The sequence below is a fragment of the Variovorax sp. OK212 genome, from assembly GCF_900112425.1.
Taxonomy (GTDB): domain Bacteria; phylum Pseudomonadota; class Gammaproteobacteria; order Burkholderiales; family Burkholderiaceae_C; genus Variovorax.
Window position 1 is genome coordinate 293,433 of record NZ_FOLP01000004.1, and the last position, 23,139, is coordinate 316,571.

23 protein-coding genes are annotated in these 23,139 nt (G+C 69.9%); 21 read left to right on the plus strand and 2 right to left on the minus strand.

Annotation, left to right across the window (positions count from 1 at the left end; translation table 11 throughout):
- Positions 1–53: 53 nt before the first annotated feature.
- From BM004_RS15100 to BM004_RS15130, 7 genes are all read left to right on the plus strand, one after another.
- Positions 54–758: a fumarylacetoacetate hydrolase family protein gene (locus BM004_RS15100; RefSeq protein WP_093127546.1), complete on the plus strand. Its 705-nt coding sequence runs from the start codon at positions 54–56 to the stop codon at positions 756–758.
- Between the two features lie 34 nt (positions 759–792).
- Positions 793–2,097 (plus strand): 3-hydroxybenzoate 6-monooxygenase, encoded by a 1,305-nt coding sequence (locus BM004_RS15105; RefSeq protein WP_093214490.1) that lies wholly within the window; start codon positions 793–795, stop codon positions 2,095–2,097.
- A 69-nt stretch (positions 2,098–2,166) separates the two neighbouring features.
- On the plus strand, positions 2,167–3,141 hold the full coding sequence (locus BM004_RS15110; RefSeq protein ID WP_093127540.1) for a Bug family tripartite tricarboxylate transporter substrate binding protein: 975 nt from the start codon (positions 2,167–2,169) through the stop codon (positions 3,139–3,141).
- 87 nt (positions 3,142–3,228) lie between these two features.
- Positions 3,229–4,206 carry a Bug family tripartite tricarboxylate transporter substrate binding protein gene (locus BM004_RS15115; protein WP_093127537.1) on the plus strand — a complete coding sequence of 326 codons (978 nt, stop codon included), beginning with the start codon at positions 3,229–3,231 and terminating at the stop codon, positions 4,204–4,206.
- Positions 4,206–5,555 (plus strand): FAD-dependent oxidoreductase, encoded by a 1,350-nt coding sequence (locus BM004_RS15120; RefSeq protein ID WP_093214493.1) that lies wholly within the window; start codon positions 4,206–4,208, stop codon positions 5,553–5,555. Before BM004_RS15115 ends, BM004_RS15120 begins: the two co-directional genes overlap by 1 nt.
- A 70-nt stretch (positions 5,556–5,625) precedes the next feature.
- Positions 5,626–6,315: a hypothetical protein gene (locus tag BM004_RS15125; RefSeq protein WP_256219907.1), complete on the plus strand. Its 690-nt coding sequence runs from the start codon at positions 5,626–5,628 to the stop codon at positions 6,313–6,315.
- Between the two features lie 158 nt (positions 6,316–6,473).
- Entirely contained in the window at positions 6,474–7,373 is a 900-nt protein-coding gene (locus BM004_RS15130; protein WP_093127529.1) for an acyl-CoA thioesterase, read from the plus strand.
- On the opposite strand, the gene BM004_RS15135 is transcribed toward BM004_RS15130, so the two are convergent.
- A complete protein-coding gene (locus BM004_RS15135) occupies positions 7,348–8,067 on the minus strand; it encodes a GntR family transcriptional regulator (protein WP_093127526.1) in 720 nt (239 codons plus the stop codon). The genes BM004_RS15130 and BM004_RS15135 overlap by 26 nt on opposite strands.
- Before the next feature lie 147 nt (positions 8,068–8,214).
- Here BM004_RS15135 and BM004_RS15140 point away from each other — a divergent pair, with 147 nt between their 5' ends.
- From BM004_RS15140 to BM004_RS15200, 13 genes are all read left to right on the plus strand, one after another.
- Positions 8,215–9,003: an SDR family NAD(P)-dependent oxidoreductase gene (locus tag BM004_RS15140; RefSeq protein ID WP_093214970.1), complete on the plus strand. Its 789-nt coding sequence runs from the start codon at positions 8,215–8,217 to the stop codon at positions 9,001–9,003.
- Positions 9,004–9,047: 44 nt separating this feature from the next.
- Positions 9,048–10,274: an ABC transporter substrate-binding protein gene (locus BM004_RS15145; RefSeq protein WP_093127520.1), complete on the plus strand. Its 1,227-nt coding sequence runs from the start codon at positions 9,048–9,050 to the stop codon at positions 10,272–10,274.
- Positions 10,275–10,290: 16 nt separating this feature from the next.
- The gene (locus BM004_RS15150) at positions 10,291–11,193 is read left to right on the plus strand and encodes a branched-chain amino acid ABC transporter permease (RefSeq protein ID WP_081270710.1); all 903 of its coding nucleotides are present in this window, start codon (positions 10,291–10,293) and stop codon (positions 11,191–11,193) included.
- A gap of 26 nt (positions 11,194–11,219) precedes the next feature.
- Entirely contained in the window at positions 11,220–12,212 is a 993-nt protein-coding gene (locus tag BM004_RS15155) for a branched-chain amino acid ABC transporter permease (RefSeq protein ID WP_093214495.1), read from the plus strand.
- On the plus strand, positions 12,209–13,009 hold the full coding sequence (locus BM004_RS15160; RefSeq protein ID WP_093214499.1) for an ABC transporter ATP-binding protein: 801 nt from the start codon (positions 12,209–12,211) through the stop codon (positions 13,007–13,009). Before BM004_RS15155 ends, BM004_RS15160 begins: the two co-directional genes overlap by 4 nt.
- On the plus strand, positions 13,002–13,721 hold the full coding sequence (locus BM004_RS15165; RefSeq protein ID WP_093214501.1) for an ABC transporter ATP-binding protein: 720 nt from the start codon (positions 13,002–13,004) through the stop codon (positions 13,719–13,721). Before BM004_RS15160 ends, BM004_RS15165 begins: the two co-directional genes overlap by 8 nt.
- A 38-nt stretch (positions 13,722–13,759) precedes the next feature.
- Entirely contained in the window at positions 13,760–14,509 is a 750-nt protein-coding gene (locus BM004_RS15170; protein WP_093214503.1) for an SDR family NAD(P)-dependent oxidoreductase, read from the plus strand.
- Positions 14,510–14,533: 24 nt separating this feature from the next.
- Positions 14,534–15,277, plus strand: coding sequence for an SDR family NAD(P)-dependent oxidoreductase (locus BM004_RS15175; protein WP_093127506.1), 744 nt, complete (start codon positions 14,534–14,536; stop codon positions 15,275–15,277).
- The gene (locus BM004_RS15180) at positions 15,277–17,040 is read left to right on the plus strand and encodes an FAD-dependent oxidoreductase (RefSeq protein WP_093214974.1); all 1,764 of its coding nucleotides are present in this window, start codon (positions 15,277–15,279) and stop codon (positions 17,038–17,040) included. Before BM004_RS15175 ends, BM004_RS15180 begins: the two co-directional genes overlap by 1 nt.
- Before the next feature lie 28 nt (positions 17,041–17,068).
- Positions 17,069–17,677 carry a glutathione S-transferase gene (locus BM004_RS15185; protein ID WP_093214506.1) on the plus strand — a complete coding sequence of 203 codons (609 nt, stop codon included), beginning with the start codon at positions 17,069–17,071 and terminating at the stop codon, positions 17,675–17,677.
- A 41-nt stretch (positions 17,678–17,718) separates the two neighbouring features.
- Positions 17,719–18,378: an SMI1/KNR4 family protein gene (locus BM004_RS15190; protein ID WP_093214508.1), complete on the plus strand. Its 660-nt coding sequence runs from the start codon at positions 17,719–17,721 to the stop codon at positions 18,376–18,378.
- Positions 18,379–18,446: 68 nt separating this feature from the next.
- Positions 18,447–19,151 (plus strand): SDR family oxidoreductase, encoded by a 705-nt coding sequence (locus tag BM004_RS15195; RefSeq protein ID WP_093214510.1) that lies wholly within the window; start codon positions 18,447–18,449, stop codon positions 19,149–19,151.
- Between the two features lie 257 nt (positions 19,152–19,408).
- Positions 19,409–20,866 carry a SulP family inorganic anion transporter gene (locus tag BM004_RS15200; protein ID WP_093214513.1) on the plus strand — a complete coding sequence of 486 codons (1,458 nt, stop codon included), beginning with the start codon at positions 19,409–19,411 and terminating at the stop codon, positions 20,864–20,866.
- A 6-nt stretch (positions 20,867–20,872) separates the two neighbouring features.
- On the opposite strand, the gene BM004_RS15205 is transcribed toward BM004_RS15200, so the two are convergent.
- Positions 20,873–21,838 (minus strand): AraC family transcriptional regulator, encoded by a 966-nt coding sequence (locus tag BM004_RS15205; RefSeq protein ID WP_093214517.1) that lies wholly within the window; start codon positions 21,836–21,838, stop codon positions 20,873–20,875.
- 76 nt (positions 21,839–21,914) lie between these two features.
- On the opposite strand from BM004_RS15205, the gene BM004_RS15210 reads away from it, so the two are divergent.
- On the plus strand, positions 21,915–23,126 hold the full coding sequence (locus BM004_RS15210; RefSeq protein WP_093214520.1) for a multidrug effflux MFS transporter: 1,212 nt from the start codon (positions 21,915–21,917) through the stop codon (positions 23,124–23,126).
- Positions 23,127–23,139 lie beyond the last annotated feature (13 nt).

Sequence of the window (23,139 nt, forward strand, 5' to 3'; positions counted from 1 at the left end):
TCGTTCTTCCCGTTTTTGTTCGACCGTTGCCGCCCCGCGCGGCAGGAGCCTCCATGTCCTTCGTCTTCACGCCCCCTTCCATCGTCGGCCTGCCCATCGCCGGCTCCGACAAGCAGTTCCCCGTGCGCCGCGTCTACTGCGTGGGCCGCAACTACGCCGCGCACGCACGCGAGATGGGCTTCGACCCCGACCGCGAGCCGCCGTTCTTCTTCTGCAAGCCGAACGACGACGCCTCGGTGGTGCCGGTGGCCGAAGGCGCGACCGGCGCCGTGCCGTACCCGCCGCTCACCAGCAACTACCACTACGAAGCCGAGCTGGTGGTGGCCATCGGCAAGGGCGGCAAGGACATTCCGGTCGAGCAGGCCGCCAGCCACATCCACAGCTATGCCGTGGGCCTGGACATGACCCGCCGCGACCTGCAGATGAAGATGCGCGAGCAGGGCCGCCCGTGGGAAATCGGCAAGGCCTTCGACTTCTCCGCGCCCATCGCGCCGCTGCGCACGCTGGCCGACGTGGGCGAGATCAGCGCCGGCGCCATCACGCTCGAAGTCGACGGCCAGGTGCGCCAGAGCAGCGACATCACGCACCTGATCTGGTCGGTGAACGAGGTCATCGCCAACCTGTCGACGCTCTTCACGCTGCAGCCCGGCGACCTGATCTTCACGGGCACGCCCGAAGGCGTGGGCGCGGTCAAGGCCGGCCAGACGATCAAGGTGAGCATCGAGCGCCTGCCGTCGCTCACGGTTCGCATCGACTGATTCCGCACAAGAAAAGAGAAAGCAGAGGCCGCCCATGACCGCCAGCACCGCCACCAACGCATCCACGACGAAGAACCCGCCCACCGTGCTGCTGGTCGGCGGCGGCATCGGCGGCATGGCCGCCGCGCTGGCGCTCGCGCGCCTGGGCGTGGCCATCGACCTGCTGGAGCAGAGTGCCTCCATCGGCGAGATCGGCGCCGGCCTGCAGCTCGGCCCCAACGCCTTCGCCGCGCTCGACGCGCTGGGCGTGGGCGAGGCGGTGCGCAAGGGCTCGGTGTTCACCGACCGGCTGGTGATGATGGACGCCGTCGATTGCGCCGAGGTGGCCTCGGTGCCGGTGGGCGAGGCCTTTCGCGCGCGCTTTCGCAACCCGTATGCCGTGAGCCACCGCGCCGACCTGCATGGCGCGATCCACGAGGCGGTGAAGCAGCATCCGCTGATCCGCTTCCACACCTCCGCGCAGGTCGAGGCTATCGACACGAGCGGGCAGGGCGTCACGGCGGTCACCAAGGACGGCCGCCAGTTCAAGGCCGACGCCATCGTCGGCTGCGACGGCGTGAAGTCGGTGGTGCGCGCCAGGCTCATCGGCGATGCGCCGCGCGTGTCGGGCCACGTGGTCTACCGCGCCGTGGTGCCGGCGGACTGCATGCCGGCCGACCTGCGCTGGAACGCGCCCGTGGTCTGGGCCGGCCCCGACTGCCACCTGGTGCACTACCCGCTGCGCCATGGCGAGCAGTACAACCTGGTCGTCACCTTCCACAGCCGCGAAGCGGAAGAGTGGGGTGTGACCGACGGCAGCAAGGAAGAAGTGCTGTCGTATTTCGAGGGCGTGCATGCGCGCCCGCGCCAGCTGCTCGACCGCCCGACCTCGTGGCGCCGCTGGAGCACCGCCGACCGCGACCCGGTCGGCCGCTGGAGCGACGGCGCGGCCACGCTGCTGGGCGACGCGGCGCATCCCATGATGCAGTACCTGGCGCAGGGCGCCTGCATGGCGCTCGAGGACGCCGTGACCCTCGGCGAGGCCGTGAAGGCCTGCGGCTTCGACATGCCCGCCGCGTTCAAGCTGTACGAGGCGGCGCGCGTCGCCCGCACGGCGCGCGTGGTGCTGTCGGTGCGCGAAATGGGGCGGCTGTACCACGCCAAGGGCGTGGAGCGCCTGGTGCGCAACAGCCTGTGGACCGGGCGCTCGCCCGAACGCTTCTACGATGCCGTCGAGTGGCTCTATGCCTGGCGGCCCGAACACTGCCTGGACGACGCGCCCGGGACGCTGCGTCCCGTGACGGCGACGGCCGAGGCCAAGGCCGACGCCGAGACCGCCGCGGTGCTTTCGCCGCACTGACACCTGTTTCTTTCATCATTCATAACCAACGAGGCCACCATTCAGGTGAACGCCCAGGAGACAAACGACATGAACTTTTCGCGCGCACTGCTGACCGGCCTTTGGGGCCTGGCAGCGGCCACGGGGGCACTGGCCCAGTCCGACTACCCCAGCAAGCCCGTGACCGTGGTCACGCCCTTTGCCGCGGGCAGCGGCCCCGACGCCGTGCTGCGCCTGGTCTCCGACAAGCTCTCGCGCCTGTGGAACCAGCGCGTGCTGATCGACAACAAGCCCGGCGGCGGCGGCTTCATCGCCATCGACCAGGCCCGCCGCGCCGCGCCCGACGGCTACACCCTGCTGCAGCTGGACAGCGAGCACATCGCCGCGCTGCCGCACCTGTACAAGTCGAAGAACTTCGTGACGCTGCAGCACTTCGACCCGGTGGCCTCGCTGTTTCGCACGCCCTTCTTCGTGGCCGTGGGCAGCGAGTCGAAGTGGAAGACCATGGCCGACCTGATCGCCGCCGCCAAGGCCGAGCCCGACGCGGTGGTCTACGGCTCCTGGGGCGTGGGCAGCCCCGGCCACCTGGGCGCGCAGCAGCTGGAGGCGCTCACCGGCATCCGCATGCGCCACGCGCCGTACCGCGAGGTGTCGCAGCTGTACGCCAACGTGGGCGCCGGCGACGTGCCGTGGGCCTTCGCCAGCATTCCCTCGAGCCAGGGCATCTACAAGGCCGGCAAGCTGCGCTACATCGCGGTGGCCGCGGCCAGGCGCATTCCGCAGATGCCCGACGTGCCCACCATGGCCGAGGCGGGCGGTCCGGCCTCGCTGGAAGTCAATTCGTTCGTGTCGCTGCTCGCGCCCAAGGGCGTGCCGGCGGCCATCAAGGCGAAGATCAATGCCGACGTGGCCAAGGTCATCGCCGACCCCGAGATCCGCGCCCGCTTCGACACCTTCGCCTTCGAGCCGCTGGCCTGGTCGCCCGAGGAGATCGAGCGCAATGCCGAGGCCAAGTCGAAGGTGTACGGCGAGCTGGTGCGCAGGGGCAACATCAGCCTCGACTAGGGCCGTGACGGGGGGCTCGCCTTGCCCTGTGTTCCGTTCGGCAGTTAAGCTGGCCCCTTCGTTTTTTTGACAATTTTTCACATTTCCATGCAAGCCACCAAGAGAGCCCTCCTGATTGCCTGCGGCCTGGCCGCCGCCACCGCGTTGCCGATGACCGCCAGCGCACAGAACGCCGCCTGGCCGACCAAGCCGATCCGCCTGCTGGTGGGCTTCCCGGGCGGCTCCACCCCCGACATCGCGGCGCGCACCATCGCCGAGCCGCTGTCCAAGGCGCTGGGCCAGCCGATCGTGGTGGACAACAAGGCCGGCGCCTCGGGCAACATCGCGGCCGACCAGGTGGCCAAGGCCACCGACGACCACACGCTGGGCATCGTCATCAACGGCAACCTCACGTCGTCGAAGATGCTGTACCCCAAGCTGCCGTACGACCCGGTCAAGGACTTCACCTACCTGTCGCTGATCGCCACGGCCCCGCTGGTGCTGGTGGCGCAGAACAACCTGCCCTCGGGCACCGCCTTCTTCGACGCCGCGCGCAAGGGCGGCGACAAGTGGAACTACGGCTCGGTGGGCATCGGCTCGGTCGGCCACCTGGGCATGGAACTGCTCAAGACCCGCGTGAACGGCTTCAAGCCCGAGCACGTGCCCTATCAGGGCAACCCGCAGGTCATCACCGCCATGCTGGGCGACCAGGTGCAGATGGGCCTGATCCCGCCGGGCGTGGCCATGCCCCAGATCAGGGCCGGCAAGCTCAAGGCCATCGGCCTCACGGGCGGGCGCAGCGCGCTGGTGCCCGAGATCCCGCCGCTGGCCGACGCCGGCGTGAAGGACTTCAACCTCGAGGTGTGGGTGGCGCTGCTGGGCCCGGCCAACCTGTCGAAGACCGCGCAGGCGCGCATCAGCCGCGAACTCGAAGTGGTCATGAAGGACCCGGACGTGCGCCGCAAGCTCTTCGAGCAAGGCTGGCAGGCCGTGGGCACCTCGCCGGACGGCATGCGCACGCGCGTGAACGACGAGGCGGCCATCATGACCAGGATCATCTCGGCCCGCGGCATCAAGTTGCAGTGATGAGCGCCCAGACATTGCATGAGCCGGCGCGCGAGCTGCCGGTGTTCGGCGACTACGACGTGGTGGTGGTCGGCGGCGGCCCCGCCGGCATTGCCGCGGCCGTGAGCGCCGCGCGCCATGGCGCCCACACGCTGCTGGTGGAGCGCTACGGCTTCCTCGGCGGCATGGGCACCGCCGGCGGCGTGACCAACTTCGCGGGCCTGTACGGCAAGCGCAAGGGCGAGATGACGCAGCTGGTGCACGGCGTGGTCGACGAGCTGATCGAGCGCATCGCCGCGCTCAACGGCATGAACGATCCGCAGAACGGCATGGGCGGGCGCATCTGCGTGCGCTCGTACGACACCTCGGCGTACAAATTGGCCGCCGACCAGTTGCTCGACGGCGCCGGCGTGAAACTGCTGTTCCATGCCTACGCGGCCGCGGTGATCCGCGACGGCAACCGCATGGCCGCGCTGGTGGTCGAGACCAAGTCGGGCCGCCAGGCCATTCGCGCCAACGCCTTCGTCGACGCCAGCGGCGACGCCGACGTGGCCGCCTTCGCGGGCGTGCCCTTCGAGGTGGGCGACGGCCACGGCAGCGGGCTGTTCCCGACCACCATGTTCCGCATCGGCCAGGTCGACGCGCCGGCCGCGCTGGAAGCGGTGGGCGAGTTCAAGGCCATCAACGACTACATGGCGCGCACCGAGGCGCAGAAGCCGGGCGTCTACAAGTTCCCGCGCGAAGGCGCCATCCTGCGGCCCAACAAGGACCCGCGCGAGTGGCGCGCCAACGTCACGCAGATCCGCAACGCCCAGGGCCACGCGATGAACGGCGTCGACGCGCGCGAGCTGACCGAGGGCGAGCTCGAGGGCCGCCGCCAGATCGCCGCGTACTTCCAGTTCCTCAAGGCCGAGGTGCCGGGCTTCGCGCAGTCGGCCATCGTGGAGATCGCGCCGCAGGTCGGCATCCGCGAGACGCGGCGCATCCAGGGGCTGTACGCGCTGCAGCGCGAGGACATCCTGGGTTCGGCCAGGTTCGACGACAACATCGGCCTGAACGCCTGGCCGATGGAAATGCACGCCGACGGCCGCATCGAGTGGGCTTTCCCGCGCGACGAAGCCAATGCCTACAACCACCTGCCGTGGCGCATGCTGGTGCCGCAGACGGTGGAGAACCTGCTGGTGGCGGGCCGCTGCGCGTCGATGACGCACGAAGGCCAGTCGGCCGCGCGCGCCAGCGGCGGCTGCTTCGTCATGGGGCAGGCCGCGGGCACGGCGGCCGCCTCGCTGGGCGGTGGCACGTTCGCCCACGTGGACGTGGCGGCGCTGCAGACGAAGCTGGCGGCCGACGGCGCCGACCTCGACCGCTGACGGTAAATCCAGGACGAAGCGGCGGCGCGCTAGAGTCCGGGGCTTGATGAACTCCAACCCCGGACGAACCGTGCACCTCCCTTCGTTGCCGACCCCCGCGCGTCGCATCTTCCTGGCGCTGTCCTGCGCCGCCCTCGGCCTGTTGCAGGTGGGCTGTGCCAGCACCCCCGAAGGCGACCCCGTCCACGGCAAGGACCGGCTGCTGAGCTTCGTGGCGGCCAAGGACGGCCGCAAGGTCGCCCTTGCCGGCGAGAACTACCACTACGTGTTCGACGGCGACCCTTCGGTGGCGGCGCTGCTGCGCTGGGACGGCCGCGCCAAGGTCGTGCCCGCGCTGATCGGCGAATTCAAGGTGGCGCGCAACCAGAGCTTCGAGGGCCAGTACGTGCTGATGGCCTTCGACGCCGACCTGACGCCCGAAGACCGCAGCTTCCTGGTCCAGACCGGTTTCGCGAAGGCCGACGTGAAGTACGGCGACCGCACCGGACCGGCGCTGCGCTACTTCGGCACCGTCTACGGCAAGCGCTACGAGGCGGCACCGCTGAAGTCGGCCGACAAGGTCGATTTCTCGCGGCGCCAGTACCTCAAGTACGTCGAGCAGGAAACCCTCAGCGGCCCCTTCAGCAAGGCCGCGCCCTCGCCGCTGGTGTATGCCGACGACGGCTCGATGCTGCTGGGCGGCGTGCCGGTGCGCGTGGTGCAGGGCGGCACGGACGCCGGCTGCAGCGCGCGCCTGATGGGCGTGTGCTTCTACAAGTAGGCCGGGCGAAACAAGGGGCGAAAGCAGGGGCGAAAGCAGGGGCGAAAGCAGGGGGAGAGCGGGCCTGGAGCCCGGCTGACCGGCCCGCGACAGCCCCCGGGCCCGGGCTTTGCTATGGTTGAGGGTTGCTTTCTTGCCAGCCCCGGAATGTTCCCCCGATGATCATCGACCCCGCCACCGCCTCCCACCTCGTCAACGAACTCGTCGCGCTCATGCAGCTCGAGCCACTGGGCGGCGACCGCTTCCTGGCCCAGAGCGAGGACATCGGCACCCCCGCCGTGTTCGGCGGCCAGGTGCTGGGCCAATCGCTGATGGCCGCCAGCCTCACCGTGGGCGCCGAGCGCCCCGTGCATTCGATGCACGCCTACTTCCTGCTGCCGGGCGAACATGCGCCCATCGAGTACAGCGTGGACCGCGTGCGCGACGGCCGCAGCTTCACCACCCGCCACGTGGTGGCGCGCCAGCAGGAGCGCATCATCTTCGAGATGTCGGCCTCGTTCCAGACCGTGGACGACGGCGTCGAGCACCAGTTCGACATGCCCGAGGTGGAAGGCCCCGACGGCCTCGTGAGCGAGCTCGACCAGCGCATCGCCCTGGGCGACCGCCTGCCCGACCCCTGGCGCGCCAAGGCGACCCAGCCGCACGGCATCGAGTACCGCCGCGTCGACGCCGAAGACCTGATCGCACCGCTGGCGCGCCCCACCTCGGCGCAGAGCGCCATCTGGATGCGCGCCATCGCGCCGCTGCCCGACGACCCGATGGTGCACCGCGCGCTGCTGGCCTATGCCTCCGACCACGGCCTGCTGCGCGCCGCCATGCTGCCGCACGGCCTGAGCTTCATGAGCGGCCAGGTGCGCCCGGCCAGCCTGGACCACGCCATGTGGTTCCACCGCGATTTCCGCATGGACGACTGGCTGCTGTACGTGCTCGACTCGCCCAGCGCCGGCGGCGCGCGCGGCCTGTGCCGCGGCAGCCTCTACTCGCGCGACGGCCGCCTGGTGGCCTCGGCCGCGCAGGAGGGCATGCTGCGCATCAGGAAGCCGGCCGCTCGTTCATGAGCGTGGGCAGCAGCCCTTCGCGGCTGCGCTCGTCCAGCAGCCGCTGGTAGTTGTCGCGCAGCAGGATGCCCGCGTAGTACACGTGCTCGCGCATCAGCTGCTCGGCGCGCGCGGAGTCTCCTGAAATCACCGCCTGCACGATGCGGTGGTGGTCGTCGTGCGAACGCAGGATCACGCCGTGGTCGTTCCACAGCATGATGCGGTCCGACGCGAACGGCACGGCCTGCGCCTGCGCGCCGAAGCGCATCACCCACGGGTTGCGCGCCCCGTGCATCAGCGTGTTGTGCAGCTTCACGTTCATCTGCTGGTAGGGCGCCAGGTCGTCCAGCAGCAGCTGGCCCTTCGCAAGTATGTCGTCGCCTTCGCGCAGGCATTCGCGCAGCAGCGCGGCCGTGGCGTCGTCCACCCCCAGCGCCGCGAAGCGCCGGCAGGCCAGCCCCTCGAGCACCGAACGCACCTCGTACGCCGCGAGGATGTCCTCCAGCGCGAACGAGCGCACCAGGTAGCCCTTCTTCGGCTGGTGGTCGATCAGCCCTTCCATCGCCAGCGCGGCCAGCGCGGCGCGCACCGGCGTGCGCGACACCTTGAGGCTTTCCGCGATCGGCACCTCCTCCACGCGCATGCCCGGCGCGAGCCGCCCGTGAAGGATCCAGGTGCGCAGCGTCTCTGTGACTTGTTGGGAGAGTGTGTCCATGTCAGGTATACATGATGCCCGTAAATTGGGACGATAGTTCAAGTTATTAGGGAAAACGAGGGCGCACGGATGTGACCATGTATACACAATGCGATCCTCGATCAACTTTCAAGCCGCCCCCGAAGCGGCCCGGAGACCTTGCAGCCCATGGCGGACCATCATGCACAACCCCACGGCCGGCTGGCCCTCGTGACCGGCGGCGGCCGGGGCATCGGCGAGGCCGTGTGCCGGCGCCTCGCGGCCAGCGGCTTTCGCGTCGTCGTGGCCGACATCGACGGCGGCAACGCCCGCGCCGTGGCGCAAGCGCTGGGCGCCGAACCCGGCTTCCATCACTTCCGCCAGTTCGACGTGAGCGACGAAGCCGCCGTCGAGGCCGCGTTCGACGACATCGAAGGCAGCATCGGCCCCGTGGCCGCGCTGGTCTGCGTGGCCGGCATCCTGCTGATGCCCGGCGGCGAACGCTCGCTCATCAAGGACACCTCGCTGGAGGACTGGGAGCGCACCTTCGCCGTGAACGCGCGCAGCGTGTTCCTGTGCGGGCGCGCCTACCTGCGCCGGCGCGAGGCCGCGCCCGTGGCGCACGGGCGCATCGTCACCTTCGGCTCGGTGGCGGCGCAGCTCGGCGGCTACCGCTCCAGCGCCACCTACATCGGCGCCAAGTCGGCGGTGCTGGGCCTCACCAAGGCCATGGCGCGCGAGTCGGCGCACATGGGCGTCACCGTGAATTCGGTGGCCCCGGGCCTCATCGACACCGACATGCTGCGCGGCACCGTGCAGAGCAGCGGCGCGCTCGCGGCGGCGGCGGCCAACATTCCGCTCGGTCGCATCGGCACGGTCGGCGACGTGGCCGGCGCGGTCGACTACCTCGTGTCCGAGCAGGCGGCGTACATCACGGGCAACGTGATCGACGTCAACGGCGGCTACCGCATGCAGTGACCCCGCGCAGTCCTTCCACCCCTTCATTCCAACGGAGACAGCTCATGAAAAAGAACTTCCTGATTTCGGCCATGGCACCCTGGGCCATGGGTGCGGCACTGTGCGCGCTCGCCCCCGCGGCGCTGGCGCAGGCCGAACCCGGCCTCACCGACAAGACCATCAAGATCGGCATGTTCTCGCCGATGTCGGGCGCCTCGATGAACTACGGCTTCGACGTGATCAACGCCGCGAAGATGTACTACGACAAGATCAACAAGGAAGGCGGCGTGAACGGCCGCAAGATCGAGCTCGTGGTGGAAGACGACCGCTGCAACGCCAACGACCTGCTGGCCGCGGTGAAGAAGCTCACCGAGCAGGACCAGGTGTTCCTGCTGAACGGCGGCTCCTGCTCGGCCGCGGTGGTGGGCGCGCGCGAATACGTGGAGCGCGCGAAGATCCCGCTGGTCATGCTCAACGCCTCGGGCGACGGCGCGCTGTACCCGCCGTCGAAGTACATCTACGGCGCGTTCTCCATCTCGCAGCACGCCGTGGGCGGCTCCATGGTGCAGTTCGCCAGCGAGCAGCTCAAGGCCAAGAAGATCGGCTACATCAACCACGACGACGCCTACGGCGGCTGGAACCTCGAGTCGGCCCAGGCGCAGGCCAAGGCGCTCGGCGGCATCGACCTGCAGGTGCAGTCGGTCAACCCGAACATCACCGACGTCACGGCGCCCATGCTGAAGATCAAGGCGGCCAACCCCGACGTGCTGCTGCTCACCACCTACGCACGCCCGGTGAGCCTGATCGTCAAGCGCGCCTTCGAGCTCGGCTTCAACAAGCCCATCGTGCTGGCCGTGAACTCCACCGCCGACCTGAAGCAGCTGGTGGAGAACGTGGGCAACAAGGACGCCTTCAAGAACGTCTACATCCAGGAAGTGCTGGCCGACGTGCCCGGCGGTCCCAAGCTGAAGTGGGTGTACGACATGTACAAGGCCGCCTACCCCGAGCTGGCCGCCAAGCCCGGCTACCCGCAGGCCTACATGCCGTACGGCATCCCTTCGGCCATGGCCGTGGTCAACGCGCTGAAGGCCGCCGGCCCCAGCCCCACGCGCGAGAAGGTGCTCACGGCGCTGTCGACCATGAAGTTCGACTCCGGCGTGATGGCCGGCCCGATCGAGTTCGGCCCGGACGATCGCGCCGCGCAGGAATCGGCCATCTACATCAAGTTCGACGGCAGCAACATGGCACTGGTGCCGGGCAGCTACAAGAGCGTGTGGAAGTACAAGCCCTGAGGGCGGCGGGCAATTCATGAGCCTCTCCGACATCTGGCTTTTCGTGCAGCAGGGCGTGCTGTCCGGCATCGTCACGGGCAGCGTCTACGCGCTGCTCGCGGTGGCGATCGTCATGGTCTTCAAGACCACCGACGTGCCGAACTTCTCGCAAGGCGAAATCTTCATGGCCGGCGGCTACGCCGCGCTCTTCCCGCTGGTGGTGTGGGGCTGGCCCTACTGGGCCGCGGTGCTCGCGAGCATCGTGGTCACCGCACTGCTGGCCGCGGCGTTCCAGCGCGTGGTGATGCAGCGCGTGACCGCCTCGCGCGGCGTGGGCGTGCAGCTGGTCATCGCCACGCTGGGCTTCGCGTACCTGCTCAAGGGCCTGGTGCGCAAGACCGGCCTGGGCGACACGCCGCGTTCGCTGCCCTCGCTGGTGCCGCAGGACCCGATCATGATCGGCCAGGCCTCGCTCACGCTGCTCGACCTGGCCATCTTCGGCTCGGCCGTGGTGGTGATGGTGCTGCTGTACCTGATGTTCACGCGCACCCGCACCGGCCAGGCCATGCGCGCGGTGGGCATGAACCCGCGCGGCGCGCAGATCGTGGGCGTGAAGCTGGGCACCATCCGCATGAAGATCTGGGCGCTCACGGGCGTCATCTCGGCCATCTCGGCGCTGCTCATCACGCCCAAGATCCTCATCACGCCCGACATCGGCCACATCGCGATCCTGGCCTACGCGGCGGCCATCGTGGGCGGCTTCACCAGCCTGCCGGGCGCGGTGGTCGGCGGCTTCATCATCGGCATCGTCGAGAACCTGGTGGGGCTTTTCATTTCGTCCAATGCCATCGTGGTGGCGCCCTTCGTGGCGATCATGGTGGTGCTGCTGGTGCGTCCGCAAGGGCTGCTGGGCGGCAAGCCCCAGGTGAAGAAGGTATGAGCACGCCGTCGTCGGTTTCCTCCCCCATGGCTTCCTCCGCCGCTTCCCCGTGGTGGGACCGCGCCGTGCTGCTCGGCATGGCCGTGGTGCTCGCGGTGCTGCCCTTCACCACCAGCGGCTACGTGCTGTACGTGGTCAACCTGCTGATGGTGTTCTCGGTGCTCGCGCTGGGCATGCACCTGGTCATCGGCGAGACGGGGCAGTTCGCGCTGTCGCACGCGGCCTTCTTCGGCATCGGCATCTACACCGCCGGCCTCATCAACAACCACTGGCAGCCGCCGTTCTTCGTCTCCATCCTCGCGGGCGCGGTGCTGTCGGCCGCGCTGGGCTGGGTCATCGGGCTGCTGGCGCTGCGCATGCGCGACATCTACCTGGCGCTGGCCACCTTCGCCTTCGGCGAGGCCATGCAGTGGGTGTTCCTGAACTGGGAGTCCGTCACCAACGGCTCGAACGGGTTGCAGATGAAGCCGGCGTCGCTCGGCGGCTACCAGCTGCTGAACGACCTGCAGGCCTATCCCTTCGTGGTGGCCATCGCGGCGCTGATGCTGTGGCTGACCGTGGCGCTCGCGCGCTCGCGGCTGGGCTCGTCGTTCCGCGCGGTGCGCGAGAGCGACGTGGCGGCGGTGGCCATGGGCGTGAACACGCGCACGGTGAAGGTCACGGCCTTCGTGCTGTCGGCCGCCTTCGCGGGCGTGGCGGGCGGCATGTACACGCTGTTCACCTCGTTCATCCATCCCGAGAGCCTGGGCTTCCAGACCACCATCCTGATCCTCACGATGGTGGTGGTGGGCGGCCTCGGCTCGGTGCGCGGCGCGGTGGCCGGCGCCATCGTGTTCGGGCTGGCGTCGGAGCTGCTGCGCCAGGCCCCGTCGTACCAGGAAATCATCTACGGCGGCATCCTCATGCTCTTCATGATGTTCCTGCCCAAGGGCATGGCCTCGCTGTTCGTGGCGCGGCGCAAGGCGCAGCGTTCGACCTCCGTCACCGTGGCTTCGACCGCCGAAGGAAAACCCGCATGAGCGCGACCGCATTCCTCGACGTGCGCGACATCAGCGTGGTGTTCGGCGGCCTGAAGGCGGTGAACGGCCTCTCGTTCCAGGTGGAACAGGGCCGCATCCATGCGCTCATCGGGCCCAACGGCGCGGGCAAGTCGACCACCTTCAACTGCATCTCGCGCTTCTACACGCCCAGCAGCGGCAGCGTCACCTTCGAAGGCCAGGAGCTCACGCGCGTGTCGCCGCACCGCATGGCTTCGCTGGGCATCGCGCGCACCTTCCAGAACCTGGAGCTGTTCGCCGAGCTGTCGGTGCTGGAGAACGTGCTGCTGGGCACCCACTCGCGCGGCGCCAACACGCTGGGGCGGCTGCTGCGCCGGCCCGACCGCGAGACCGAAGACTTCGCGCTGCACCTGCTGGAGCGCGTGGGCCTGGCCGACGAGCGCCACCAGCCCGCGCGCGACCTCGACTTCGGCCGCCAGAAGCTGCTGGAGCTGGCACGTGCACTGGCCATCAAGCCCAAGCTGCTGCTGCTCGACGAGCCCGCGGCCGGCCTGCGCAACCGCGAGATCGAAAGCCTCGACCGGCTGCTGAAGGAGCTGGTGGCGCGCGACGGCATCACCGTGCTGCTGGTGGAGCACGTGATGCAGCTGGTGATGTCCATCTCGGACCGCATCACCGTGATGGCCTTCGGCGAGAAGATCGCCGAGGGCACGCCTTCGGAAATCGGCAGCAATGCGCGTGTCATCGAGGCCTACCTGGGCAAGGGAAAAGCAAACGCAAACGCAAATGCAAACGCGATGGGAGCCGCGCATGGCTGAAGCACTGTTGTCCCTGCGCGCCATCTCGGCCGCGTACGGCCGCATCCAGGCGCTGTGCAACGTGTCGGTCGACGTGCCCGAGGGCGAGATCGTCGCGCTGCTCGGCAGCAACGGCGCGGGCAAGACCACCACGCTGAACTGCATCTCCAACCTGGTGGACTGCACCGAGGGCGAGGTGCGGCTCGGCGGCGAGCGCATCGACCGGCTCGGCTCCGACGCGCTGGTCAAGCGCGGCATCGTGCAGGTGCCCGAAGGCCGCCAGGTGTTTCGCGACATGAGCGTGCGCGAGAACCTCGACCTGGGCGCCTACCTGCGGCGCGACCGCGCGGGCATTCGCAACGACCTGGAGGCGGTGTACGCGATGTTCCCGCGCCTGAAGGAGCGCCAGGGCCAGATGGCGGCCACGCTCTCGGGCGGCGAGCAGCAGATGCTGGCCATCGGCCGGGCCGTGATGGCCAGGCCGCGCGTGATGCTGTTCGACGAACCCTCGATGGGCCTGTCGCCGCTGCTGGTGGAGCAGATGTTCGGAATCATCGAGCGGCTGCACCGCGAACAGAAGATCACCATCCTGCTGGTCGAGCAGAACGTGCAGCTCGCGCTGGCGGTGGCCAGCTACGGCTACATCCTGGAGAACGGCGAGATCTCGCTGCACGGCCCCGCCGCGCGGCTCGCCAGCGACGAGGCCGTGCGCCGCGCCTACCTCGGCGTCTGATTCAAGCGTCAGACGCCGCTTCAACGAAGGAATCTTTCATGCTTCTTCAAGACAAACTCTCGCTCGTCACCGGCGCCGCGCGCGGCCTGGGCGAGGCCATCGCGCGCCGCATGGCCAGCGAAGGCGCCCGCGTGCTGGTGGTGGACCGCGACCTCGGCGTCGCGCAGCAGGTGGCCGCGTCGATCCGCGAAGCGGGCGGGCGCGCCGACGCCGAGAGCGTCGACGTGAGCGACGCGGCGGCGGTCGATGCGCTCGCCGCGCGCGTTGCGGCGTCGCACGGCGACATCGACATCCTGGTGAACAACGCGGGCATCTCGCAGCGTTCGAAGTTCGACGAGCCTGGCGCGCGCGAGGCCTGGGACCGCGTGATGTCGGTCAACCTGCAGGGCGTGTTCAACGTCACGCAGTCCTTCGTGCCGGCGCTCAAGCGCACGCAGGGGAACATCGTGAACCTGTCGTCCATCGTGGCCTTCGGCGCGGGCATCTCGTCGGCCGGCTACGTGGTGGCCAAGGGCGGCGTGCGGTCGCTCACGCAGGTGCTGGCGCGCGACCTGGCGCCCTACGGCGTGCGCGTGAACGCGGTGGCGCCGGGCCTCATGATGACCGACATGACGGCGGGCCAGCGCGAGACCGAGCACGGCACCGACTGGTACCTGAGCCGCGTGCCCGTCAAGCGCCACGGCGAGGCCGACGAGATCGCCGGGCCGGTCGTCTTTCTCGCGTCCTCGATGGCCAGCTACGTCAACGGCGTGGTGCTGCCGGTCGACGGCGGCTACCTGGCGGTCTGAGCACCGCGCTTCAACGGAACAACCATGAACAACAGCAGTGAAGACAAACGGATCGCGCTCGTCACCGGCGGCGCCAGCGGCATGGGCCGCGCCATCGTCGAGCGCATGGCGCGCGACGGCTGGCGCGTGGTCATGGCCGACTACAACGGCGAACTCGCCGAGCGCGAGACGCAGGCGCTGCGCGCCGCGGGCCTCGACGTTGAATGCCGCGCCATCGACCTCACCGACGAGGCCGCGGTGCGCGCCATGGTGCAGGCGCTGCCGCCGCTCACGGCGCTGGTCAACAACGCGGGCATCTTCGACGAGCGCGCCTTCCTCGACGTGAGCTCGGCCGACTTCCGCCGCATGTACGAGGTGAACCTGCTGGCCGTGGCCACGCTCACGCAGGAGGCCGCGCGCAAGATGGCGAACGGCGCGCGCATCGTGAACATCGCCTCGCGCGCCTACCTGGGCGCGAAGAACCACGCGCACTACGTGGCCTCGAAGGCCGCGCTGGTGGGCTACACGCGCGCCAGCGCCATGGAGCTGGCCGCGCGCGGCATCATGGTCAACGCCATTGCGCCGGGGCTCATCGACACGCCGCTGCTGCGCGCGCTGTCGCCCGAGCGGCTGGCCGCGCAGCTTGCGCTGCAGCCCACGGGCGCGGCCGGCACGCCGGAAGACATCGCCAACGCGGTGGTGTTCTTCGCGTCGCCCGCCACCTGCTTCGTGACCGGGCAGGTGCTCTTCGTCGACGGCGGCAAGTCGCTCGGCGGCTCGGGGTCGTGATGGCTCAGCCACAGGAAAAGACCGCGTACGACGTCGTCGTCATCGGCAGCGGCGCGGGCGGGCTCAGCGCCGCCCTCACCGCGAAGCTCGAGGGCCTGGACGTGCTGGTGGTCGAGAAGACCGACCGCATCGGCGGCTCGACCGCGATCTCGGGTGGCGCGGTGTGGGTGCCGCTGAACGACCAGGCCGAGGCGGCCGGCCACCCCGACACGCGCGAGAAGGCGCTGACCTACCTGCACCACACGGTGGGCGCGGCCGGCGACGAGGAGCTGCGCCACGCCTTCCTCGACGCGGGCCCGCAAGCGCTGCGCTACCTGCGCGAGCGCACCGACGTGAAGCTGGCCGCGCGCACCTACTCGCCCGACTACTACCCCGACCGCGCGGGCGCGGCCATGGGCGGGCGCTCGCTCGACCCGATCGAGTTCGACGGCCGGCTGCTGGGCGCGTACTTCAAGACCCTGCGCGATCCGCTGCCCGAGTTCTGCGTGCTCGGCGGGATGATGGTCAACATGACCGACGTGAAGCATCTGCTGGGCGTGTGGCGCTCGTTCGCGTCGTGGAAGCACGGCGTGAAGATGGTGCTGCGCTACGCGGGCGACCGGCTCGGCGGCCATCACCGCGGCACGCGGCTGCTGCTGGGCAATGCACTGGCGGGGCGGCTCTTTCACAGCATGCTGCAGCAGGGCATTCCGTTCTGGCTCGACACGCCGGCGCTCGGCCTGGAGAAGGACGCGAGCGGCAAGGTCACGGGCGTGCAGCTGCGCCGCGACGGCAAGGCGCTCACCGTGCAGGCGCGGCGCGGCGTGGTGATCGCGACCGGCGGCTTCCCTTGGAACGCGGCGATGCGCGGGCAGCACTATCCGGCGCCGACCGGGCCGTATTCGATGTCGCCGCAGGACAACGTGGGCGAAGGCATCGCGATCGCGCAGCAGGCCGGTGGCGTGCTCGGCACGGGGCACGCGGGGCCGGCGCTGTGGGCGCCGGTGTCGATGCTCACGCGGCCCGACGGCAGCGTGCTGCGCTATCCGCACCTGGTGTGGGACCGCGCGAAGCCCGGGCTGATTGCGGTCGATGCGCGCGGCGAGCGCTTCGTCAACGAGTCGACCTCGTACCACGAGTTCGTGCGCGGCATGTACCGCGCGAACGGCCAGGCCGCGAGCATTCCGGCGCTGCTGGTGTGCGACAGCCCCTTCATGGAGAAGTGGGGCCTGGGCCTCGCGCTGCCCGGCGGCCGCTCGCGCGAGCACCTGGTGCGCGCCGGCTATCTCTACCGTGCCGACACGCTCGAAGGCCTCGCGAAGCAGGCGGGCGTGGACGCCGCCGGCCTCGCGCGCACCGTGGCCACGTACAACCCGCTCGCCGCGCAGGGGCAGGACCCGGCGTTCGGCAAGGGCGGCGACGCCTACAACCGCTACCTCGGCGACCCGGAGCACCAGCCCAACGCCTGCCTTGCGCCGGTGCGGCAGGGGCCGTTCTATGGCGTGAAGGTGTACCCCGGCGACATCGGCACCGCGCTGGGCATCCGCGCCGACGGCAACGCGCGCGCGCTCGACGCGCAGGGCGCGCCCATCGCCGGGCTCTATGTGGCCGGCAACGACATGCACTCGGTCATGGGCGGCGAGTATCCTGCGCCGGGCATCACGCTCGGCCCTGCGCTAACCTTCGGCTGGGTGGCCGGCATGCACCTGGCCCACGGCCCGAACGCCAACGTGAACACCGATGCAAGCGCCCCTGTGACCGCGAACACCCACGCCAACGTCTGAACCCCGTCTTCCGAACGAAAAGCTCTTCATGCAAATCTTCTTTTCCCCCGCATCCCCCTTCGTGCGCAAGTGCATGGTCGTGGCGCACGAACTCGGCGTGGCCGAGCGCATCGAGAAGCTGCCCAGCGCGGCCGGCCCGGTGAAGCGCGACGCGACCATCATTCCGAAGAACCCGCTCGGCCAGGTGCCGACCTTCCTCACCGGTGACGGCCAGGTGCTGTTCGACAGCCGCGTGATCTGCGAATACCTGGACGCCACGCACGGCGGCAAGCTGTTCCCGGCCGACGGCGCCGCGCGCTGGTCGCGCCTGAGCGAGCTCGCGCTGGCCGACGGCATGACCGGCGCCGCGCTGCTCGCGCGCTACGAGAACGTGCTGCGCCCCGAAGAGCTGCGCTGGGCCGACTGGACCGACGGCCAGCTGGCCAAGGTGCGCACCGGCCTCGAATGGCTGGAGACGGCGGCGCCGTCGTTCGGCGAGCGCGTGGACATCGGCACCATCGCGTTCGGCTGCGCGCTGGGCTACATGGACTTCCGCTTCCCCGACGTGAACTGGCGCGCCGAGGCGCCGAACAGCGCGAAGTGGTTCGACGCGTTCAACCAGCGCGCGTCGATGCAGGCGACGATGCCCTCGGTCTGAGCGAGGTGGATGGAATGAGCGGAGTGAGCGGAGTGAGTGGGATGAGTTTCGACGACCTGTCGCGCCGCACCGGCATCGAGATTCCGCCGCTGCTCGCGCAGCTGCTGGCCGGCGGCCCGCCCGCGCTGGCCAGCTTCAGCGACTTCGAATGGATCGACGCCGCCGAGGCGGCCGGCACCGTCGACGAATGGCTCGACGCGAAGTGGCAGGACGGCCGCCGCTTCCTGCCCTTCGCGCAGTCGGGCGCGGGCGACGCCTACTGCCTGATGCCGCTGGACGGCACCGGCACCGGCACCGGCGGCGGTGACACCGTGGGCGTGGCCTTCGTGTGGCACGACGCCGAGGAGAGCCGCATCGAACATGCGTCGTTCTCCGACTTCGTCTGCGCGAAATTCCTGCAGACCTTCGCCGACATGAGCTGGCTCGAGGAGTCCGACCTGTCGGAAGAAGAGATGGCCGAACGCGTCGTCGCCGACGTGGCCGCCGTATCGGCCTTCATGGACGCAGGCACCGCGGCCTGGCTGCAGGCCCTGAGCCGCCTGCCGATCGAACAGCGGCCCTACAAGGCCGGCCCGCGCGCGCGGCCCGAGCCGGTGCCCTCGCTGATCCCGCAGGACCGGATGGACGAGGAGCTCCTGCGCTTCGAGCGGCCGCACGCCGAAGCCTTCCCCGTGAAGCCGCGCTGGGAGATCGGCGAATAGCCATGGCCGCGCGGGCGGGGGCCCGGCCTGGCTAAATTCGGGGGTTCATCGCAACCAAGGAACTCCCCATGTCAGATCAGAAGGTAGCCATCGTCACCGCCGGCGGCAGCGGTATGGGCGCGGCCGCGGCGCGCAAACTCGCGGAAGATGGTTTTCGCGTGGCCATCCTGTCGTCCTCGGGCAAGGGCGAGGCGCTGGCCGCCGAGCTCGGCGGCATCGGCGTGACCGGCTCGAACCAGTCGAACGAGGACGTGAAGCGGCTGGTGGACGACGTCGTGCGCCAGTGGGGCCGCGTCGACGTGCTGGTCAACAGCGCCGGCCACGGCCCGCGCGCACCCATCCTGGACATCACCGACGAGGACTGGCACCGCGGCATGGACGTGTACCTGCTGAGCGCGGTGCGCCCCGCGCGGCTGGTGGCGCCGCTGATGGTGCAGCAGGGCGGCGGCACGATCATCAACATCTCGACCTTCGCCGCCTTCGAGCCCGACCCGGTGTTTCCCACCTCGGGCGTGTTCCGCGCGGGGCTGGCGGCCTTCACCAAGCTCTTCGCCGACAAGTACGCCGCGCAGAACGTGCGCATGAACAACGTGCTGCCCGGCTTCATCGACAGCCTGCCCGAGAAGGCCGAGTTCCGCTCGCGCATTCCGATGGGCCGCTACGGCAAGAGCAGCGAGATCGCGGCGGTCATCGGCTTCCTCGCGTCGGAGGGCGCGGGCTACATCACGGGTCAGAACCTGCGCGTGGATGGCGGCATCACGCGCGCGGTCTGAAGCCTGACAACGGGCGCAGGAAAAGGCCGCTGCCTACAATCGCGGCCCATGTGCCCGAGGATGCCCCGCTTTCCCATTCGCCGCCGGCAGTCGGGCTGCTCGCGGCCGACGCCTCCTTGACGCGGGCGCAGTGACGCGCGGCGGCCCCGGCCGCCGCAACCTCCGTGGGGCCGCGCGCCGGCCCCGCCGTCCTGCCTCCCGCCTCGCACTGCCGCACATCCACCGATGCGGCATGCGGGCTGCTTTCCTTTTTCCTCATGTCTTCCCCACACAGCCGCCTGCGCACCGAGTGGTGCCCGAGCATTCCCCGCGAGCTGATGGCCGGCGCCGTCGCCACCTTCGCGCTCATTCCCGAAGTCATCGCCTTCGCATTCGTGGCCGGCGTCGATCCGGCGGTGGGGCTGTTCGCCTCCTTCGTCATCGGCATCGTCATCGCCTTCACGGGCGGGCGCCCGGCCATGGTGTCGGCCGCGGCCGGCTCGGTGGCGCTGGTGGCCGCGCCGCTGGTGCATGCGCACGGCCTGCCGTACCTGCTGGCGGCCGGTGTGCTCGCGGGCGCCATGCAGATCGTGTTCGGCCTGCTGCGCCTGGGCGTGCTGATGCGCTTCGTGTCGTCGTCGGTGCGCACGGGCTTCGTCAATGCGCTGGCCATCCTGATCTTCGCGGCGCAGATGCCGCACTTCATCGGCGCCAACACCGCGACCTGGGCCATGGTCGGGCTCGGGCTGGCCGTCATCTACCTGCTGCCGCGCCTCACCACGGCGGTGCCGTCGCCGCTGGTGTGCATCGTGGTGGTCACGCTCGCGGGCCACTGGCTGGACCTGCCGCTGAAGACGGTGGCCGACCTGGGGCAACTGCCCGGTGCGCTGCCGGCCTTCGCGCTGCCCGACGTGCCGCTGACGCTGGACACGCTGCGCATCATTGCGCTGCCGGCGTTCGCCATCGCGATGGTCGGCCTGCTCGAATCGATGATGACGGCCAGCGTGGTCGACGAGCTCACCGACACGCCGAGCTCGAAGAACCGCGAGTGCAGCGGCCTCGGCGTGGCCAACGTGGCGGCCAGCTTCTTCGGCGGCATCGCCGGCTGCGGAATGATCGGCCAGACCGTGAGCAACGTGCGCTACGGCGGGCGCGGGCGGCTGTCGACGCTGTTCGCGGGCGCGTTCCTGCTGATCCTCATGGTGCTGCTCAAGCCCTGGGTGTCGCAGGTGCCGGTGGCGGCGCTGGTCGCCATCATGGTGATGGTGTCGGCCTCGACCTTCGACTGGGGTTCGCTGCGCGCGATGGTGCGGCACCCGCGCATGTCCAGCGCCGTGATGCTCGCCACGGTGGCCGTCACCGTGGCCACCGACAACCTCGCGGCCGGCGTGGCCACGGGCGTGATGCTCAGCGGCGTGTTCTTCACCTTCAAGGTGGCGCGGCTGCTGCACGTGCAGGCGGCGCAGGAAGACGACGGCACACGCGTCTACAGAGTGAGCGGCCAGGTGTTCTTCGCGTCGGCCGACATGCTGGTGGACGCCTTCGACGTGCGCGAGATCGACGGCGCGCCGGTGCGCATCGACGTCTCGCAGGCGCATTTCTGGGACGTGACGGCCGTGGCCGCGCTGAAGAAGGTGGTCGGGCGGCTGCGCAAGCACGGCAGCGCGGTGGACGTCATCGGCATGAACCAGGCCAGCCGCGACCTGGTGCTGCAGCTCGACGCCGCGCCCGACTGAGCTGCGTCAGGTCGCCGCGGTGCTCGCGGTGTCCTGCCGCGCGCGCGCCAGCGTGCGAAAGCGCCCCGGGCTTTCTCCCACCGTGCGCCGGAACGCCGCGCTGAACGCCGTCTCCGACTGGTAGCCGATGCGCTGCGCAATGCGCGCAATGGCCTCGTCGCTGTGGCGCAGCGCGTTGCGCGCCACCGTCATGCGCCAGCCGCCCAGGTAGTCGAGCGGCGTCGATCCCGTCAGCGCCTTGAAGCGCAGCGCGAAGGCCGTGCGCGACATGCCGGCCGACTGCGCCAGGCGCTCCACGGTCCACGGCTGCGCGATGTCGCCGTGCATGCGGGACAGCGCCTCGCCGATGCGCGCATCGGCCATCGCCCCGAGCCAGCCTTCGGGCTGCGGCGCGTTCGCCAGGTGCACGCGCAGCGCCTGCACCAGCACCAGCGCGGCCAGGTTCGTTCGCGCGATCGATGCGCCGGGCCGCAGCTCGGCCGTTTCCCAGCCCAGCAGGTCGAGCAGGCCTTCGAGCGGGCGCGCGCCGGGGTCGTTGGCGCGCAGGTGGATCAATGGCGGCAGGTGGCGCAGCAGCAGCTCGCTCGCTTCGCCGGCGAGCGTGAAGCGGCCGGTGGCCATGGTGATGAGCGAGGCGTCGACTTCGGCGCCTTGGCCCCGGAAGCGCATCACGCCGTCGGCGCCCCGGTGGTCGCGGCTGGCCTGCACGCCGTCCTGCAGCGGGCCCGGCGGGTCGGTGCACGCCATGAAAGGCTGGCCGTTGGTCAGCAGGTAGAAGTCGCCCGTTTCCAGTTGCACCGGCTCGGCGGCGCCGTCGATCTGCATGCGCAGCCGGCCCGTGAGCACGCAGCCCAGCTTGATGTGCGAGGCGTAGCGCGGGTAGCGAAATGCCCAGCGGCCGCGCGCCTCGAAGCGCGACGACAGCGTGCTGCTCACCGTGAGCATCGACAGCACATCGGACAAGGGGTCCATGGTTTTTGTACGAATGAAGAAGAAAAGCGGGCTGTTGATTATTCAATCATTCAGCCCGAAGCGCGACCATGGGCGCATGTCCTCCTCGAACGCTCAAGTTTCCCGCTACGCCATCGTGTTGGGCCTGCTCACCACGATCGGCCCTTTCGCCATCGACATGTACCTGCCGGCGCTGCCCGCCATCGGGCATGCGCTGGGCGCCGACCCGCATGCGATGCAGGCCAGCCTGATGGCCTTCTTCATCGCGGTCGGCGCCGGCCAGCTGGTGGCGGGGCCGCTGTCGGACATGTTCGGGCGACGGCGGCCGATGGTCGCGGGGCTTGTGCTGTTCATGCTGGCCAGCATCGGCTGCGCGCTGGCGCCGAGCGTCGGCGTGCTGATTGCGCTGCGCTTTCTGCAGGGGCTCGGCGCCTGCGCCTGCATGGTCACGCCGCGCGCCGTGGTGCGCGACCTGTACACCGGCCCCGAGGCGGCACGCATGATGTCGCTGCTGCTCATGGTCTACAGCGTGTCGCCGATTCTTGCGCCGCTGGTCGGCAGCGTCGTGGCCGAATCGGTGGGCTGGCGCGCGGTGTTCGGCGTGGTTGCCGCGCTGGGGCTCGCGGGGCTGGCGATGCTGCTGGTCTTCCTGCCCGAGACGCGGCCCGCGGCGGCGCGCCTGTCGAGCAACCTGCGCAGCGCGATGGCCGGCTACGGCGTGCTGCTGCGCGACCGCCACTTCATGACGCTGGCCTTCATGGCGTCGTTCACTGTTTCGGGCTTCTTCGTGTACGTGGCCAATTCGCCCTTTGTGATGAGCGCGCATTTCGGCGTGTCGCCGCGGCTGTATGCGGTGCTGTTCGCGCTCAACGCGGTGTCGCTGCTGGCGCTGTCGCAGGTCAATGGCTGGCTGGTGGCGCGCTTCGGCATCCGGCGCGTGCTGCGCACGGCGGTCATGGTGCAGGCCGCGGCGGTCGGGGCACTGCTGGTGCTGACGCTGGCAGGTGTCGACCGGCTCGCGGTGCTGGTGCTGCTGCTGATGGTGGGCTACGGCCTCAACGGGCTGATCGTGCCCGCGACCTTCGTGCTGGCGATGGAAGGGCATGCGGCGCTCGCGGGCACCGCGTCGGCCCTGATCGGCACGATGAACTTCGCGGGCGGCGCGGTGATGGTGGCGCTCGTTGCGCCGTTCGCCAACGGCAAGCCGCTGCCGATGGTGGCGGGCATCGCGGCCTGCGCCGCGGTGGTCCTGGTGCTGGCGCTGCGCACCGCGGGTGCGCGGCACGCCGCGGCGGTTGGCGCAGCCTAGACCGTCGGGATGG